Origin of the sequence: Arcobacter sp. AHV-9/2010, from assembly GCF_004116575.1 — a bacterium.
GTDB classification, from domain to species: Bacteria; Campylobacterota; Campylobacteria; order Campylobacterales; family Arcobacteraceae; genus Aliarcobacter; species Aliarcobacter skirrowii.
The window spans coordinates 1-15,957 of sequence record NZ_PDKH01000003.1; the positions used below are offsets into that span (position 1 = coordinate 1).

At 29.4% G+C, this 15,957-nt stretch carries 14 protein-coding genes; 9 read left to right on the forward strand and 5 right to left on the reverse strand.

Translation table 11 applies throughout. The features are described 5' to 3' along the window. Positions 1 to 272: 272 nt before the first annotated feature. Genes CRU94_RS05590 through CRU94_RS05600 form a run of 3 tightly spaced genes read right to left on the reverse strand, consistent with a single transcriptional unit; the run spans position 273 to position 3,218 of the window. Positions 273 to 695 (reverse strand): c-type cytochrome, encoded by a 423-nt coding sequence (locus CRU94_RS05590; RefSeq protein ID WP_129105824.1) that lies wholly within the window; start codon positions 693 to 695, stop codon positions 273 to 275. A gap of 14 nt (positions 696 to 709) precedes the next feature. Continuing rightward, positions 710 to 2,917, reverse strand: a complete 2,208-nt coding sequence (gene clpA, locus CRU94_RS05595) for an ATP-dependent Clp protease ATP-binding subunit ClpA (RefSeq protein ID WP_129105825.1) — start codon at positions 2,915 to 2,917, stop codon at positions 710 to 712. 1 nt (position 2,918) lies between these two features. Further along, entirely contained in the window at positions 2,919 to 3,218 is a 300-nt protein-coding gene (locus tag CRU94_RS05600) for an ATP-dependent Clp protease adaptor ClpS (RefSeq protein WP_129105826.1), read from the reverse strand. 76 nt (positions 3,219 to 3,294) lie between these two features. Between CRU94_RS05600 and bioD the strand changes: the two genes are divergently transcribed. The 3 genes from bioD (at position 3,295) to CRU94_RS05620 (ending at position 4,861) form a co-directional block, all read left to right on the forward strand. Further along, on the forward strand, positions 3,295 to 3,933 hold the full coding sequence (bioD, locus tag CRU94_RS05605; RefSeq protein WP_129105827.1) for a dethiobiotin synthase: 639 nt from the start codon (positions 3,295 to 3,297) through the stop codon (positions 3,931 to 3,933). A gap of 206 nt (positions 3,934 to 4,139) precedes the next feature. Further along, positions 4,140 to 4,574, forward strand: a complete 435-nt coding sequence (locus CRU94_RS05615; RefSeq protein WP_129105828.1) for a hypothetical protein — start codon at positions 4,140 to 4,142, stop codon at positions 4,572 to 4,574. Further along, complete coding sequence (locus tag CRU94_RS05620; protein ID WP_164966574.1) at positions 4,571 to 4,861, forward strand: GDSL-type esterase/lipase family protein; 291 nt, start codon at positions 4,571 to 4,573, stop codon at positions 4,859 to 4,861. The genes CRU94_RS05615 and CRU94_RS05620 overlap by 4 nt, the downstream gene beginning before the upstream one ends. Positions 4,862 to 5,054: 193 nt before the next feature. On the opposite strand, the gene rhuM is transcribed toward CRU94_RS05620, so the two are convergent. Next, the gene (rhuM, locus tag CRU94_RS05625) at positions 5,055 to 6,134 is read right to left on the reverse strand and encodes a virulence protein RhuM/Fic/DOC family protein (protein WP_258237410.1); all 1,080 of its coding nucleotides are present in this window, start codon (positions 6,132 to 6,134) and stop codon (positions 5,055 to 5,057) included. Between the two features lie 159 nt (positions 6,135 to 6,293). Between rhuM and CRU94_RS05630 the strand changes: the two genes are divergently transcribed. From CRU94_RS05630 to CRU94_RS05655, 6 genes are all read left to right on the forward strand, one after another. Next, entirely contained in the window at positions 6,294 to 7,427 is a 1,134-nt protein-coding gene (locus tag CRU94_RS05630; protein WP_258237411.1) for an HpcH/HpaI aldolase/citrate lyase family protein, read from the forward strand. Positions 7,428 to 7,442: 15 nt separating this feature from the next. After that, positions 7,443 to 9,965, forward strand: a complete 2,523-nt coding sequence (locus tag CRU94_RS05635; protein ID WP_129105830.1) for an aldolase/citrate lyase family protein — start codon at positions 7,443 to 7,445, stop codon at positions 9,963 to 9,965. A 10-nt stretch (positions 9,966 to 9,975) separates the two neighbouring features. Then, the gene (locus tag CRU94_RS05640; RefSeq protein WP_258237412.1) at positions 9,976 to 11,046 is read left to right on the forward strand and encodes a MaoC family dehydratase; all 1,071 of its coding nucleotides are present in this window, start codon (positions 9,976 to 9,978) and stop codon (positions 11,044 to 11,046) included. Positions 11,047 to 11,075: 29 nt separating this feature from the next. Next, positions 11,076 to 12,059, forward strand: a complete 984-nt coding sequence (locus tag CRU94_RS05645) for an HpcH/HpaI aldolase/citrate lyase family protein (protein WP_129105831.1) — start codon at positions 11,076 to 11,078, stop codon at positions 12,057 to 12,059. Positions 12,060 to 12,219: 160 nt separating this feature from the next. Next, positions 12,220 to 13,719 carry a fumarate hydratase gene (locus CRU94_RS05650; RefSeq protein ID WP_129105832.1) on the forward strand — a complete coding sequence of 500 codons (1,500 nt, stop codon included), beginning with the start codon at positions 12,220 to 12,222 and terminating at the stop codon, positions 13,717 to 13,719. Between the two features lie 155 nt (positions 13,720 to 13,874). After that, positions 13,875 to 14,714 carry a DUF5718 family protein gene (locus CRU94_RS05655; protein ID WP_129105833.1) on the forward strand — a complete coding sequence of 280 codons (840 nt, stop codon included), beginning with the start codon at positions 13,875 to 13,877 and terminating at the stop codon, positions 14,712 to 14,714. 24 nt (positions 14,715 to 14,738) lie between these two features. Here the strand turns inward: CRU94_RS05655 and CRU94_RS05660 are convergent, their stop codons facing one another. Then, positions 14,739 to 15,893 carry an Opr family porin gene (locus CRU94_RS05660; protein ID WP_129105834.1) on the reverse strand — a complete coding sequence of 385 codons (1,155 nt, stop codon included), beginning with the start codon at positions 15,891 to 15,893 and terminating at the stop codon, positions 14,739 to 14,741. Between the last annotated feature and the right edge of the window lie 64 nt (positions 15,894 to 15,957).

The following is a 15,957-nucleotide window of genomic DNA, read 5'->3' on the forward strand; positions in this document are numbered from 1 at the left end:
ATAGACAAGTTATAATTTTACTTATACTTGTTTCTTCATAATATTTTTTTAACATTTCTCATATTCAGTTTATAAAGATTACATTCTTCTTAAACCGTCTAATCATACTTTTAAAGATCTTAATTTTAAACCGTACTGGTCAAATTGGACGGGAATTATAATAGGAAAATTTTACTTTGTCAAGAGGTTTGCGCTTAAATTTTGCTTAAATTTGGAAATTCTTTCTATTTTGTTGAAAAATGCCCATTTATAGGACATTTTTTCTTGTTTTTTTATTGAACTTCTTTTATTGTTGATATATAATCAGCTAAAAGTTCTAACTCTTGTTCACTTCTTGCATCTATATGAGCTTTCATTATTGTTTTAAACTCTCCACCATATGTTCCATCTTTATACCCTTTAAAGATAGTTAATAACTCTTCTTTTGAATAATCATTAATTAGTTTAGATACACCTAATGCTTTTGCATCACCTTTTTGACCATGACACGAACTACAAGATTTATATAAAGTTTTACCATCTTTTACTACTACAATTACATCTTCAGATATTGTTTCTTCTATATTTTCATCAACAAACTCCTCTTGAGCAACAACCTCTTCTTTTACTACTACTTCTTTAACATCTTTTTTATCTTCACTTGAACAAGCTACAAATAAAAACATTGACACAAAAGTTAAAATAAACAGTCTCATACTAAACTCCTTTTTTAATTTATATAGGTAAAAATAAAATCATCTTTATAATCTATCTTTACAACTCCACCTTTTTTTAACTTCCCAAATAAAATCTCATCTGTCAATGGATTTTTTATTTTATCTGATATTACTCTATTTAGAGGTCTTGCACCCATAGCTTTATCATAACCCAAATTTGCCAACTCATCTTTTGCTTTTTTACTAATCTCTATTTTTATTTTTTTACTATCTAACTGTTTTTCTAAATCTTCAATAAACTTACCAACAACTTTTGAGACAATATCTAAACTTAGGCTATCAAAACTTACAACTGCATCAAGTCTATTTCTAAACTCTGGTGCAAAAAATTTGTTTATAGCTTTTCCTTCATTTAGTTTTTCATTTTTCGCAAATCCCATAACATTTGCTTCAGCAACTCCTAGATTTGAAGTCATTATTAATATAACATTTTGAAAATCAGCTTTATTTCCACTATTATCTGTTAGTTCGGCATTATCCATAACTTGAAGCAAAATTGACATTAAATCTGGATGAGCTTTTTCTATCTCATCAAGTAGTAAAACCGTATGCGGATGTTTTCTTATGCTTTCAGTTAAAAGTCCACCTTGTTCAAATCCAACATATCCAGCAGGAGCTCCAATAAGTCTTGATACGGCATGAGCTTCCATATATTCACTCATATCAAATCTTTCAAAATGAATTCCCATTTGAAGCGATAATTCGCGTGCTACTTCTGTTTTCCCAACTCCTGTTGGTCCTGTAAATAAAAAACTTCCAATTGGTTTTTTATCAACTCCTAATCCTGCTTTATTTCTTTTTATTGCTTGAACTATTGATACTATTGCTTTATCTTGTCCAAAAACTCTTTTTTGCATATTTTTTTCTAGATTCTTTAATAGTGTCAAATCTGATTTTGTTGCACTTCTTGAAGGAATATGAGCCATTTTTGAAACTACATCTTCAACATCTTTTGAAGTTATTGTTATATTTAAATCACTTTTTGTTTTTAATGTTTTTGATAGTTCAATCTTTTTGCTAGCACCTACTTCATCTATTACATCTATTGCACAATCTGGTAAAAATCTATCTTGAATATATTTTTTACTAAGTTCAACTGCACTTATAATTGCACTTTTTGAATATTTTACTTTATGAAACTCTTCATATTTAGATTTCAAACCTTCTATAATTGTAATTGAGTCTTCAATACTAGGTTCGTTTATATCAACTTTTGCAAATCTTCTAATCAAAGCCTTATCTTTTGCAAAATCATTTCTATACTCTGCAAATGTAGTTGCTCCTATACATCTTAATTTTCCATTTGCTAAAAGTGGTTTTAAAATATTTGAAGCATCCATGGCACTCCCACCAACACTTCCAGCACCAACAATTGTATGAATCTCATCTATAAATAAAATTGCATTTGGTATTTTGCTTATCTCTTTTAGAAGAGATTTTAGTTTTTTTTCAAAATCTCCTCTATATTTTGTTCCAGCTAACATTGAACCCATATCTAGTGAAAAAACTTTTGCATCTTCTAAAAATGGTGGAACTTCACCTGAAGCAATTTTTAAAGCTAAGCCTTCTGCAATTGCTGTTTTTCCAACTCCTGGTTCTCCCACTAAAAGTGGATTGTTTTTCTTTCTTCTTCCTAAAATCTCAATTACTCTTTGTAACTCTTTATCTCTTCCAATTACTGGATCAATTTGATTTTTTTTAGCAATTGCTACAAGTTCACTTGAGTTTTGATCAAGCACTTTATCATTTTGTTCATCTCTATTTTCAACACCTGTATCATCTTTATGAGAAATCTCTTCAAGAATATCAACTCTTTGAATTCCAAGTTTTTTTAATAAATATGTAGCATAAGCATTTTCATCTTTTAAAATTGCCACAAACATATCTTCAACATTTGCTTTTACTTTTCCACTACTTTGAGTATGAGCAACCATATATTCAATAGTTGAAGACAAAGCCAAAGTCTCAATTGGTTCATCAATAATATTTTCAGGTAACTTTGGTGTTGTCTCATCTATAAATTTTTTTAAATCTTCAAATAGTTTTATACTATCTACATTTAAATCTTCAAATAAATCTTTTATTGTTTGACTATTTATTAACATTAAAAAAATATGCTCTAAAGTTAGGTACTCATGTCTATTTATTTTTGCATAGTTTATAGATTTTGCAAAAATCTCTCTTAACTCTTTACTTATCATTTTACTCTTCTTCCATAATAGCTTTTAGAGGAAAGCCCTTCTCTCTTGCCATAGTTTTTACCTGAGCTACTTTTGTAGTAGCTATTTCAAAACTATAAACTCCACAAAGTCCTTTCCCATTGTTGTGAATATTTAACATTATAGTTTCAGCCTCACTATTTGTTTTTCTAAATACTTTTACTAAAACATCAATTACAAAATCCATTGTTGAATAGTCATCATTTAATAAAAAAACATTGTACTTCTTTGGCTCTTCTACTTCTAAATCTTCATTTAACTCTATTTCAATCTCATTACTCACATTAAACCCTTATTATTTTTACTATGTTAAAATCTTTTTTTCAAAAGATACAAATTATAACAAAAAAGAGATTATTATGAAAATTGATCCAAAAGATTATATAAACAAAGCTATTTTTATAACTGCAACTAACACAGATGTTGGTAAAACTTATGCGTGTGAAAAGTTTTTAAACTTTTTTGCAAATGCTAATTTAAGAGTTGGTTACTTTAAACCTATTGAAACAGGTGTACAAAATAGTGCTCCACTTGATGGAAATAAAATGTTAAATTTAGCAAAAAAACTAAACAAAGATTTTGAACATATATCTATAAATGATTGTGTACCATATCAATTTACTCTTCCCTCATCACCTTATGTTGCAAAAGAGAACTCAAAAATAGATATAGAGCTTTTAAAAAAGACAAAAGAGTATTTGCAAAAATTTTGTGATGTTTTGATAATTGAAGGAGCTGGTGGTTTGATGGTTCCTATAGAAAAAGATTTTTTTATGATTGATTTAATAAAAGAGTTTAATACAAAAGCTTTTTTAATAACTCCATCAAAATTAGGATCTATAAATGACACCCTACTTTCAATTGAAGCTTTAAAAAATAGAGATATAGATTTTGATTTTTTTATAAATTTGTATTTAGATATAGATAGTTTTGATAAAGTCTCAAAACCATTTTTAGAAGACTATTTTAAAGAGTTGAAGTTTTTGCAAGATTTATAAAATATAGAGTTTAAAGCTCTATATCTTAATTTATTTGCAGATAGATTTGCTATTATTTTTTATCATTTAGTTCTTCAAATACCTTTTTAAGCTCAGTTGCATTCTCCTCAGCTTTTTTTATTGCTTCTTCAATAGCAAATCCTTGAATAATTATTTTATATAAATTTGGTTTATTTTTTCTCCAATTTCTTAAAGTTTTAACATCTATGTTAAAAAAAGCTTTTATACTTATATTTATTGGGGGAGTTTTTTATTTTTTTGGAGCAGTTACTGTTCAATATAAATTATTTCCATTTAGTGAAATAGTTAAAATAAGAAATTATTTTAAAGAGAATACAAATCTTATAAATTATAGCCCTTATTATTTAAGTAAAGTTTCACAATTTAATGAGCTAAAAGATAGTGAAAAATTTTCTATTGTTATGATAGGTGATTCAATCACAGATGGTGTATCAAATTGGAATGAATTATTACAAAATTGTGAAGTACAAAATCGAGGAATTAGTGGAGATATTTCAAAAGGAGTTTTAGATAGATTGTACACTGTTAATAAATCTATTAAAAAAGCATTTGTTATGATAGGAATAAATGATATATATATAGTTACGAAACAACTGATGAAATTTATGAAAATTATTTGAAAATTATAGATAATTTAGAAAAAAAGGGTATAAAAGTTTATATTCAATCAGTTTTATATGTAGAAAAAAACTATTTAAAATCTAAGTATGCAAATGAAGAAGTATTTAAATTGAATAATAAACTGAAAAAATTAGCTAAACATAAGGAATTAACTTTTATTGATTTAAATTCTGTATTGGCTCCTAACAACTATTTAGAAATCATATATACAGATGATGGAATACATTTAAATCCTAAAGCACATATTTTATGGGCAAATGAAATTAAAAAATATATCTTAGATTAAGTTATTTTGAGACCGTTAAATATTCAGTGTCAAAATAATTTTGATAGGAGAAATCCTATCAAAATTTTAAGTTCACTATCTAATCTGAAGGTGTGTTAAAAGAACTATAATTTTATAGTTCTTTTGTTTTTCTCCAAAGCTCGAAAATATCTTAAATATCCCTCATTAATCTATATCTTCCACTATTCTGTCCTTATTGCAAAATATTCACTATTAAGTTTATAATAGTATCTTTTTGTTTTGGATCACTTTTTGCAGTCATAAGTGACAATGCAACCAAGGCATTATCGTTTATTTTAAGTTCTCCATTTGATTTATATAACATATTATTTTTACTCAAAAAGAGAATAAACATAAAAGCACCTATTCTTTTATTTCCATCATTAAAAGGGTGTCCTTTTATAATATAATAAAGCAAATTAGCAGCCTTTTCTTCAACACTTTCTAGTAAATCAACCCCACCAAAAGTTTGATAAATATTTCTTAAAATTCCTTCAAACTCTCCTGCTTTTTCTCTACCAAAAAGCTCTGTTGCTTCACCTTTTTTGATTAATTCATCTTTTAGTTGTGCTATATAATTTTTTGCTTCATCGCTATCTAGTATAAACTTTGCTTTTTGTGGAATAAAATCTATTTTTAAAGAGTCTTCATCATATCCTTGTAAAAGTGTCCAAGTTCTTGAGTAGTTTAGTATCACATCAAGTAAACCTTTTGCCTCATTTAGCTCTATTTGTGCATTTGAAATAGTATCTTTTAATAAAGATATTGTTTCATTTAACTCTTTTAATCCTTTTTGTTGCAATCTTTTATTATTTATAGAATATCCATTTATAATATAATCTTTTAAAATTTTTGTTGCCCAAACTCTAAAACTTGTAGCTCTTTTTGAGTTTACACGATAACCCAAAGAGATAATCATATCAAGGTTATAATAATCTATCTCTCTTGTAACCTCTCTACCTCCCTCTTTTTGAACTGTTGCATTTTTTGCAACAGTTAAATTTTTATCAAGTTCTTCTTCTTTAAAAATATTTTTTATATGTCTTGAAATAACTGATTTATCCCTATCAAAAAGAACTTCTAACTGTTTTTGATTAAGCCACAAGGTATCATTTTCAAGTGAAACATCTAGCTTTATCTCACCATTTGCATCTTCATAAATTACAATCTTAGTTTCCATAATTTCAATATCTTTATTTAAAAACATTTTTTTAATCTCTCTTGTGCATTTTAATATTTCCAAACATTCTACCAAAGAGTTTATTATTTTCATAAAACCTCAATTATTATAATAAGCTTAAAAATATTTCGTATTTTAAAAGATATAAATTGATTTCATTTTAAATTGTGTATAACTTCACTATTGATTTTTATGTATAATAAAATTTCATTCATAAAAATAAAAAAGAAATTTCAAAGAAAGGTTGAACACATGATGACTTCTGCAATAGATTTATCTAAATTAACAGCAAAAGATGATTTGACTCCAGTTCTTGGAGGTTATTGGCCAGGGATTCAAATCTACTATCCACCAATAAAATATAATCCACTAGATGGTTCTTATGAGAGTATGGAACAAGCTAAGCTTAGACTTCAAAAACACGCTTACAATACAAGAGCTCATACAGTTTTATTTGACTTAGAGGATGGTTGTAGACAAAAAGCTATGAGTAGAGAGCTTTTAATTCAAGAGTTACCAAAATTTCCACAAAGAGAATTTCAAATAGCTATTAGAATAAATCCATTTAGAACTGAAGAGTATGAAGAGGATTTAAAAATGCTTAAACAAATTCATCAATATGTTGATGTGATTGTATTGGCAAAAGCTGGAGAAGTTTATGGAAGTGCTGAAATTAGAGATTTATCTTCTTGGCTAATCTCTATTGGAAGCAATCTTACAATTCAACCAATTGTTGAGCACCCAAAATCTTTAAGAATTGCTGATAGATTAATGGAGTACTCAACTGTAAAACATATAGTATTTGGAATTCACGATTTTTCAAAAGCTATGGCATATAAAATCACTCCAAAAGGTTGGATTGATGAGCTTGAAACATATTTTGATATGCTAACTTTAGAAGCTAGAATAAAAGGTAAAGGTGTAATTGGTGGAGTTGAAGTATTGTTAACTCCTCACTCACTACCAAGCAACTGTGTTGAGAAAAAAGATATTAGAAGATGGCTAGATTTACATGGTGATGAAGCTAGTAAATATGTTTATTCACATGCTTTAAGAGAGAGCTCTATGGGATTAACTGGTAAACAAGTTATTACTCCAAACCATATAAATATATGTAAAGTTGCATTTACTCCAAGTCCAAATGAGATTGCAAAAGATGTCTCTATTTTAAAAGCTGCTATTGAAGCAGATGCACTTTTAAGTGGTGCTATTAGATATGAAGGTGAGATGCTAGATCCTCCAATGTTTGGTAAATCTTTACAAAATATTTTAAGAGCTTATGCACTAAATAGCCTTTCAAAAGAGGATAAACTATTTGCACTTTCTGTGTTAAATAGAATGCCTTTAAATACATTTAAAGAAAACTGGCCATACGGTCAACTGTAATTCAAGGAGATTAAAATGAGTCAAACAGTTAAAATAGATATACCTGAATTTTTAAATATTGGTGTTGCGTGTACTTCAGCTTGGTTGGGAAGTGCAAAAGAGAATAATGTTGCAATGATAATTGAAGATGATAAACTTGGAACTGATGAAGTTACTTATAAAGATTTAAGTGTAAAATCGGATCAAGTAGCAAACTTCTTTACACAAAATATTGGATTAAAACCAAGAGATAGAGTTTTAGTTTGTCTTAAAAACTCTTTAGCATATCCAATATCTTTCTTTGGTGTTATGAAAGGTGGAATGATTGCAGTTCCAACTTCAACTTTGTTAAGTGGTAGTGAGGTTAAATACTTAGCTGAAGATTCTCAAGCAAAAGCTATAGTTTTATCAGCTTCTATGTATGAAAATCTAGTACCTTATTTAGAAAATCTTGACAACTTAAAAACAATAGTTGTTGCTGGAGTTGATAGTGTTGATGATTTCAAAAAACCAAAAGATATAAATGTTTATGCATTAAGTAAAATTTTTCAAGAGTGTGATAAAACAGCAAATCACTATAACTCAAGATCAGGAGAACCTGCATATTTAGTTTATACATCTGGAACAACTGGTTATCCAAAAGGGGTACTTCACTCTCACAGATCACTTGTTGGAAGAAAACCAGCAACTGATTATTGGTTTGATTTTAAAGAAAATGATAGAATCATGCACTCTGGAAAATTCAACTGGACATATGTTTTAGGTTCTGCACTTATGGATCCACTTTATAATGGTCATACAGTTATTGCTTATGAGGGCGCAAATGATGCATCAACATGGATTAATCTAATCAAAAAACACAACTGTACAATTTTTATTGGTGTTCCAACAATTTATAGACAAATTATTCAAAAAACAGATTTTAAACTTGATGATTGTCCAAGCTTAAGATACTGTATGAGTGCTGGAGAGCATTTAAGTGATGAGATGCTTGGACTTTGGAGAGAGAGATTTAAACAAGATATTTATGAAGCAATTGGTATGAGTGAGTGTTCATATTATATTTCACACTCTAAATATAATCCAATAAGACCAGGAAGTGCAGGATTCCCACAACCAGGACATATTGTAAAACTTCTAAATCCTGAAACTTTAGAAGAAGTTGGAGTTGAAGAAGAGGGAATGATTTGTATTGGCGAAGATGATCCAGGTCTGTTTTTAGAGTATTGGCAACTTGAAGAAGAGACATTAAAATCAAGACACGATGGTTACTTCTTTACAGGAGATTATGCAAGAAAAGACAAAGATGGATATATCTGGTTTATTGGAAGAAAAGATGATATTATAAACACTTTTGGATTTAGAGTAAGTCCACATGAGATTGAAAGAGTTGTAAAAACTCACGCTGATGTTGCTGATTGTGTTGCTTTTGGTCTTGATATTGAAAAAGATAAAACTCTTGTTGCTATTGCTGTTGTTGGACACTCAACTATAAGTAAAGAGAAAGAGAAAGAGATTTTAAAATTTGCTCAAAATAATCTTGCAAAATATAAAGCTCCTAAAGAGATTTTTATATTGTCTGATTATCCAAGAACAAAAAATGGAAAGGTTTTAAGAAAACAATTAGTAAAAGATCTACACGAACAATATTTCGCAATAACAAAAGGTGAAGAGATAGTTGAGTATAAAGCTAGAAGATCTATGCTACTAGTGCCTTCATACAATAAACACAATGTTGAAAAAGCAAAAACTGTTTTAGCAGATTCTGTTATTTTTGATTTTGAAGCTATTTTATCTGAACAAAGAGAAACTGGAAGATCTGTTGTAAAAGAGGTTTATAAAGAACAAGGTCCTAAATTTGGAGATAGTGAGAGAGTTATTAGAGTAAACAATCTTGGAAGTGAAGATTTAAAAAAAGATTTAGCTTTAGCAAAAGAGATTGAACTTGATGCAATACTATTTTCAAAAATTGATACAAAAGAGGATGTTTTAGAGGCTGTTAAGTTAATAGAAGAGGTGAATCCAAATTTAACTCTTATGATTATGATTGAAACTCCACTTGCAGTGCTAAATATTCATGAAATTTGTGCAGCAAGTCCTAGAGTTGAAGTTGTTGTAGTTGGTTCAAATAAACTAGCAAATAGACTTCAAATAGATATAAAAAGAGGTTCAAAAGCTATTGTTACATATTTAGCTCAAATTGCACTTGCAGCAAAAGCTTATGGAAAAATAGTAATAGATGGTCCACACTTTGATGTTATGGATGAGTTTGCTTGTGAAGATTCAACAAAAGATGCATTTAATCTTGGATTTGATGGAAAATCACTTGTACATCCAGTTCAAATTGAGTATATTAACGACATCTTCACTCCAAAACAAAGTGAAGTTGCAGATTATGAAGAGATGATTAAAAAGTATGAAGAGGCAAATAAACAAGGTAAAGAGGTAATCTTACATAACAATAGATTAGTTGACTCTTCAAAAATAACTTGGGCTAGAAAAATGATTAAACTTTATGAGACTTATAAAGCTTTAGGTCAAAATCTATTTGGAAAATAAGGAGATAAATTTGTCAAAAATTAGTAACAAAATAAACTTTGGTAACTATTTTGAAGATTTTAGCATTGGTCAAAAAATCATTCATCCACTACCTAGAACTATAAGTGAAGGTGATGTATCTTTATACATCGCTTTTACAGGTTCTAGATTTGCACTACACTCTTCTGATGTAGTAGCACAAGAGATGGGTTATTCAAAAAGACCTATCGATGATATTTTAATGTTTCATTTGACATTTGGAAAATCTGTTCAAGATATATCTTTAAATGCAATTGCAAATTTAGGTTATGCTGAGATATCTTTTCCAAATCCAGTTTACATTAAAGATACAGTTAGTATGACTTCAACTGTAATTGGATTAAAAGAGAACTCAAATGGAAAAAGTGGAGTTGTTTATGTTCACTCTATTGGAGTAAATCAAGATGGAAATGAAGTTCTAAACTTCAAAAGATGGGTAATGGTTCATAAAAAAGACCATAATACAAAAAGTGAAATAAATGAAGTTCCAACTTTCGCTAGTGCAACTCCAATTTTAGAGACTATTAATATTCCAACAATTAAATGTGTTGATGTCAACGCAACTGGTGGAGAGTATTTCTTTGAAGATTATGAAGTTGGTGAAAGACTTAATCATCCTGAAGGAATAACTATTGATAATAGTGACCATACTCTTGCAACAAAGTTATATCAAAACAATGCAAAAGTACATTTCAACGACCATATGATGAAAAGTACACCAATGGGTCAAAGACTTATGTATGGTGGAATTGTTATCTCAATGGCAAGAGCAATCTCATTTAATGGGCTACAAAATGCCCAATGGGTATATGCAATAAATAGTGGAAGCCACTGTAATCCAACATATGCAACAGATACAATCTATGCTTACACAGAAATTTTGGAAAAAATTGATCATAAAAGAGATGATATTGGACTTTTAAGATTAAGAACAATTGCTCTTAAAAACCAAAATCCAAAAGAGATTGAAAATGCAAAAGGTGAAGATGGAAAATATCTTCCAAATGTAGTTTTAGATTTAGATTACACAGTTGTAATCCCTAAAAAATCAACAAAAAAATAAAAAATCAAATTTAATAAAAAGGAAAAAATATGACACACCCAAAAGAAGCTTTATTTGAATCTGGTAAATCTTTACCAATTATTCCAACTTGTGAACACTTTGCAGGAAGCGAAAAGCTAATCCTAAAAGGTTTTGAAATGCAAAAAAAACTTGGACCTGTTTTTGATATTACTTGCGATTGTGAAGATGGTGCAGAGACTGGAAAAGAAGTTGAACACGCTCAAATGATTGTTAGAGTTGTAAACTCTGATGCAAACCCTTATGGTATGGCAGGAACAAGAATTCATGACCATTCACATCCAGATTGGAGACAAGATGTTGATATTTTAGTACCTGGTGCTGGTGAAAAATTAGCATATATTACTTTACCAAAATCAACTTGTTATGAAGATGCAAAGACTCAAATTGAGTATATTCAAGCTGTTGCAAAAAAAGCTGGAATTAAAAGAGAGATTCCAATTCATATTCTAATTGAGACTCATGGAGCTTTACAAGATGTTGAAAAAATTGCAACTTTACCATGGTTACAAGTTTTAGATTTTGGTCTAATGGATTTTGTAAGTGGATATCAAGGAGCAATTCCAGCAATTAATATGAGAAGTCCAGGTCAATTTGATCACAGATTAATTGGAGCTGCAAAAGCAAGAGTTGCACAAGCTGCTATTCAAAACTGCGTAATTCCTTGTCATAATGTTACTTTAGATTTAAAAAATCCATACCAAACATACAAAGATGCAGAAAGAGCTAGAAATGAGTTTGGATTTATGAGAATGTGGTCAATTTACCCAACACAAGTTCAAGCTATTGTTGATGCAATGAAACCTGATTTTACAGAGCTTGAAGCTGCACAAAATATTTTAATTAAAGCTCAAGATGCTGAGTGGGGACCAATTCAATATGATGGTGAGTTACACGATAGAGCAACTTATAGATACTTCTGGGAGTTAGTTCAAAGAGCTAAATTCTCTGGTGTTAAATTAATGGAAGAAGCAGAAAAAAGATTTTTTGCTTAATTTGAAATGATATAAAAAGCTACTCTTTTTTAAGGGTAGCTTTTTTTAATTCCAAAATTATACACTTTTCTCTTTTTTTTAAAAAAAATCTTTTAAAAAAGGGAAGTTTATAAACTGCATTGATATAATTATCAAATTTCTAAAATAAAAAGGAAAATTTATGAGCAAAAAAATAACAGAACAAGATATTATAGATTCAGTTGCATCGGCATGTCAATTTATATCTTTTTACCATCCAGAAGATTTTGTAAAAGGTATGGTTGAAGCTTATGAAAAAGAGCAAAGTGACTCTGCAAAAAATGCAATTGGTCAAATTCTAATCAACTCAAAAATGTGTGCGATGGGACACAGACCTCTATGTCAAGATACAGGAAGTGTTAATATTTTTGTGAAAGTTGGTTTAAAAGCCAATTTAGATATTACAAAAAATTTAGAAGATTTATTAAATGAAGGTGTTGCAAAAGGTTATACAGACCCCGATAATACTTTAAGATTTTCAGTTGTAAGTGATCCAGCTGGAAAAAGAACAAATACAAAAAACAATACTCCAGCTGTAATTCATGTAAGCGTTGATAACTCTGATAAACTTGATATAACAGTTGCAGCAAAAGGTGGAGGAAGTGAAAATAAATCTAAATTTGCTGTTTTAAATCCAAGTGATAGTATTTATGATTGGGTTATGGCAAATGTAAAAGATATGGGAGCTGGATGGTGTCCTCCTGGTATTTTAGGAATTGGAATTGGTGGAAATCCTGAAAAAGCAATGTTGTTAGCAAAAGAGTCTTTAATGGGTCATGTTGATATTCATGAATTAAAGCAGCGAGGAGCTCAAACTCCACTTGAAGAGTTAAGACTTAAACTTTATGAAGATATCAATAAACTAGGAATTGGAGCTCAAGGTCTTGGTGGATTAACAACTGTTTTAGATGTTAAAATTTTAGATTATCCATGTCACGCTGCATCACTACCTGTTGCTATGATTCCTAACTGTGCAGCAACAAGACACATTCACTTTGAATTAGATGGAAATGGTCCTGCTAAATTTGAAAAACCCTCTTTAGATCTTTGGCCAGATGTAAAACTTCCAATGGATACTATTAAAAGAGTAAATATTGAAGATTTAACAAAAGAGAACTTATCTCAATTTAAATCTGGAGATACTCTACTACTATCTGGAAAAATTTTAACAGCACGAGATGCTGCTCATAAAAAAATAGTTGAGTACAAAAATGCAGGAATTCCTCTTCCAAATGGTGTTGATTTAAAGAATAGATTCATCTATTATGTTGGACCAGTTGATCCAGTAAGAGATGAAGTTGTAGGACCTGCAGGACCAACAACATCTACAAGAATGGATAAATTTACAAAAGATATGATGGAAATTGGAATTATGGGAATGATTGGAAAAGGTGAGAGAAAACAACCAACAATCGATTTAATAAAAGAGTACAAATCTATCTATCTAATCGCAACTGGAGGAGCTGCTTATTTAATTGCTCAATCAATCAAAGGTGCAAAAACTTTAGCATTTGAAGAGCTTGGAATGGAAGCTATTTATGAGTTTGAGGTAAAAGATATGCCTGTAACTGTTGCAGTTGATACAGAAGGTAACTCTATTCATACAACAGGACCTGCTAAATGGAGAACTATTAATAAATAGTTTCTGTTATACAAAGAGCCTTAAATTACTAAGAGCTCTTTGTAAATTTTTATCTTAAATTTTACTTAAATTAACAAATTATATTTCGTTTTTGACTTTTAAAACACTTTTTTTCGATACTATTGCACTTCAAAATATTTTAGGATTTTATAATTATGGATTTATTAGAAGATTTAAAAGATTACTTAGGTTTTGCAGTTGCTGGAAACTTTGCAAACCACTTGGGTGAAGCTGGAGAAGCTGATGAGTTTTCTGTTATAAAAACAACAGAAAAAGATGCTCCAAAAGGGATGTTTCCTTTTTATATAAAAGGTCATGATAGTTTTTTAGGAACTTATCCTATTTGCGATGAAGTTGTCTTAACTCATGGAAGAGAAGATGATAAACTGCAAGTTGAGGCTGAAGTTGCCCTTATTTGTGATTTTGTATATGAAAATGAAAAGGTCGTTGATATTGTTCCTAAATATTTTAGTGCTTTTAATGATTGCTCATTAAGATTTCAAGATGGAAGCAAACTTAGCACTAAAAAAAATTGGGGAGAGAAGACTAAAGGGATATCTCAAGATATAATTCCTATTGATAACTTCACAGAAAAAGGAATTTTAAGCAAATATCACATCTCTTCTTTTATAAAAAGAGATGGAATTGTATATGATTATGGAACAACTAGTTCAGTAAAATCATATAGTTACTTTTTTGAGAAATTAAAAAATTGGATGATTGATATTTTAAATACTCAAGAGGATTGTGGACCACTTGAAGAGCTTACACAGTTTATGAAATTTGCTGCAAAAGATGCAAAAGGTATTGTAATAGCAGCAGGTGCTACAGCTTATACAGATTTTGGTAAAAAGAACTTTTTGAAAAAAGGTGATGAGATATTTGTATATGTTTATAACGCACACGCACACAGTTTTCAAGATATTATGAATGATATGTGTGGAATGGATACATACCTTGGACAGTGCTCAAAGCTTCATCAAGTAGTAAAATAGATAAAAGTGTTAAACCACTTTTATCTAAAATTTATACTCAATACTTGCTAAATATTTATCATAACCATTATATTCGCTATTTTGTGAATCTGCTTTTACTTTTACATAAGCAAGTCCTAAAGCCAACTCTTCACTAAAGTTATATTCAAAAATTAAATTTAACTCTCTTTCGTCCATTCCAGATACCTCAGAATCATATCTTGTGTATCCATATAGTGCTGTAAAATCAAATCTCTCTTCAATATTTGCATTAATAGAGGCATAAATAGTTCTTGCATCTTTTGAGTAGTTTTGATTTCCATCTTTAAATGGAGAAATAGTGTCACCATATGTTGTCATAATATCAGCTCCACCTTTATCACTTGTAACTATAGCTCCACCAGTTAATTTAAAAATATCAGCTTTTCCAAAAACTTCTGCATGAGCAATATATCCATTATCATCACCAGAGAAATTTCTATACTTACTTGTAAGATTACTTCTTGCATACTCAAGATTTGCTCCACCAAATTCATGCTCATAAGCTACTTTTAAACCATAAAATTTAACAGCATCTGGAATTTGATAAAAGTATGGATTAAATACAAAACCTTCAATAACCTCATCTTTAATCTCTATTGCAAATACTCCTTTTTTTGTATAATCCTCTAAAGGTCTATCAAAATGAGAACTTTCATCAATATCAGATGTTGCAGTCTTTTCTGAGTACGCTAATGTAAATAAAACAGCTGGTATCGCATCAATCTCTACTATTGCACCTTGTTGATAATCAGTAAGCCAAGCTAATTCACTCTCATATCTTCCAGCTTTAAAAATAAATCCTTGCTCTAACTCATACTTTAAATATGCTTGAGTTAATAAGCCATTGTTTTTGTATCCATCATGAGCTGGTTGAGCACCATTTTCCCAATCTTTGCTATATTTCTCAGCAATTTTTAAATTTCCTTTCCCCTCAAGCCCAAGACTGAAATTATAAAAATTATCTGTGTTGTATTTTAATTTTAAATGAGCATTTCCAAATGAGTTATCTTTTATTGCACCTTTATTTTGTTGAGTTTGTGCGTATAAAGCCGCACTTCCCTCAAAAAGTCCATTTGTTATAGCATCTGAAACACTATTTGCACTAAGTGTTGTTGTAAGAAGTGTTGCAACCCCCAAAGACATTGCTATTTTTTTCATAAATTTTCTCCTTATGATTTTTTAAGTGCTAACTTTATTATTATTTTTATTAATAATTGCTTAC

Bases quoted from the DNA above. Each gene is read 5' to 3' on its own strand.
- CRU94_RS05590 (WP_129105824.1), bottom strand. From the start codon at position 695: ATGAGACTGTTTATTTTAACTTTTGTGTCAATGTTTTTATTTGTAGCT.
- clpA (WP_129105825.1), bottom strand. From the start codon at position 2,917: ATGATAAGTAAAGAGTTAAGAGAGATTTTTGCAAAATCTATAAACTAT.
- bioD (WP_129105827.1), top strand. From the start codon at position 3,295: ATGAAAATTGATCCAAAAGATTATATAAACAAAGCTATTTTTATAACT.
- CRU94_RS05615 (WP_129105828.1), top strand. From the start codon at position 4,140: ATGTTAAAAAAAGCTTTTATACTTATATTTATTGGGGGAGTTTTTTAT.
- rhuM (WP_258237410.1), bottom strand. From the start codon at position 6,134: ATGAAAATAATAAACTCTTTGGTAGAATGTTTGGAAATATTAAAATGC.
- CRU94_RS05630 (WP_258237411.1), top strand. From the start codon at position 6,294: ATGATGACTTCTGCAATAGATTTATCTAAATTAACAGCAAAAGATGAT.
- CRU94_RS05635 (WP_129105830.1), top strand. From the start codon at position 7,443: ATGAGTCAAACAGTTAAAATAGATATACCTGAATTTTTAAATATTGGT.
- CRU94_RS05645 (WP_129105831.1), top strand. From the start codon at position 11,076: ATGACACACCCAAAAGAAGCTTTATTTGAATCTGGTAAATCTTTACCA.
- CRU94_RS05650 (WP_129105832.1), top strand. From the start codon at position 12,220: ATGAGCAAAAAAATAACAGAACAAGATATTATAGATTCAGTTGCATCG.
- CRU94_RS05655 (WP_129105833.1), top strand. From the start codon at position 13,875: ATGGATTTATTAGAAGATTTAAAAGATTACTTAGGTTTTGCAGTTGCT.
- CRU94_RS05660 (WP_129105834.1), bottom strand. From the start codon at position 15,893: ATGAAAAAAATAGCAATGTCTTTGGGGGTTGCAACACTTCTTACAACA.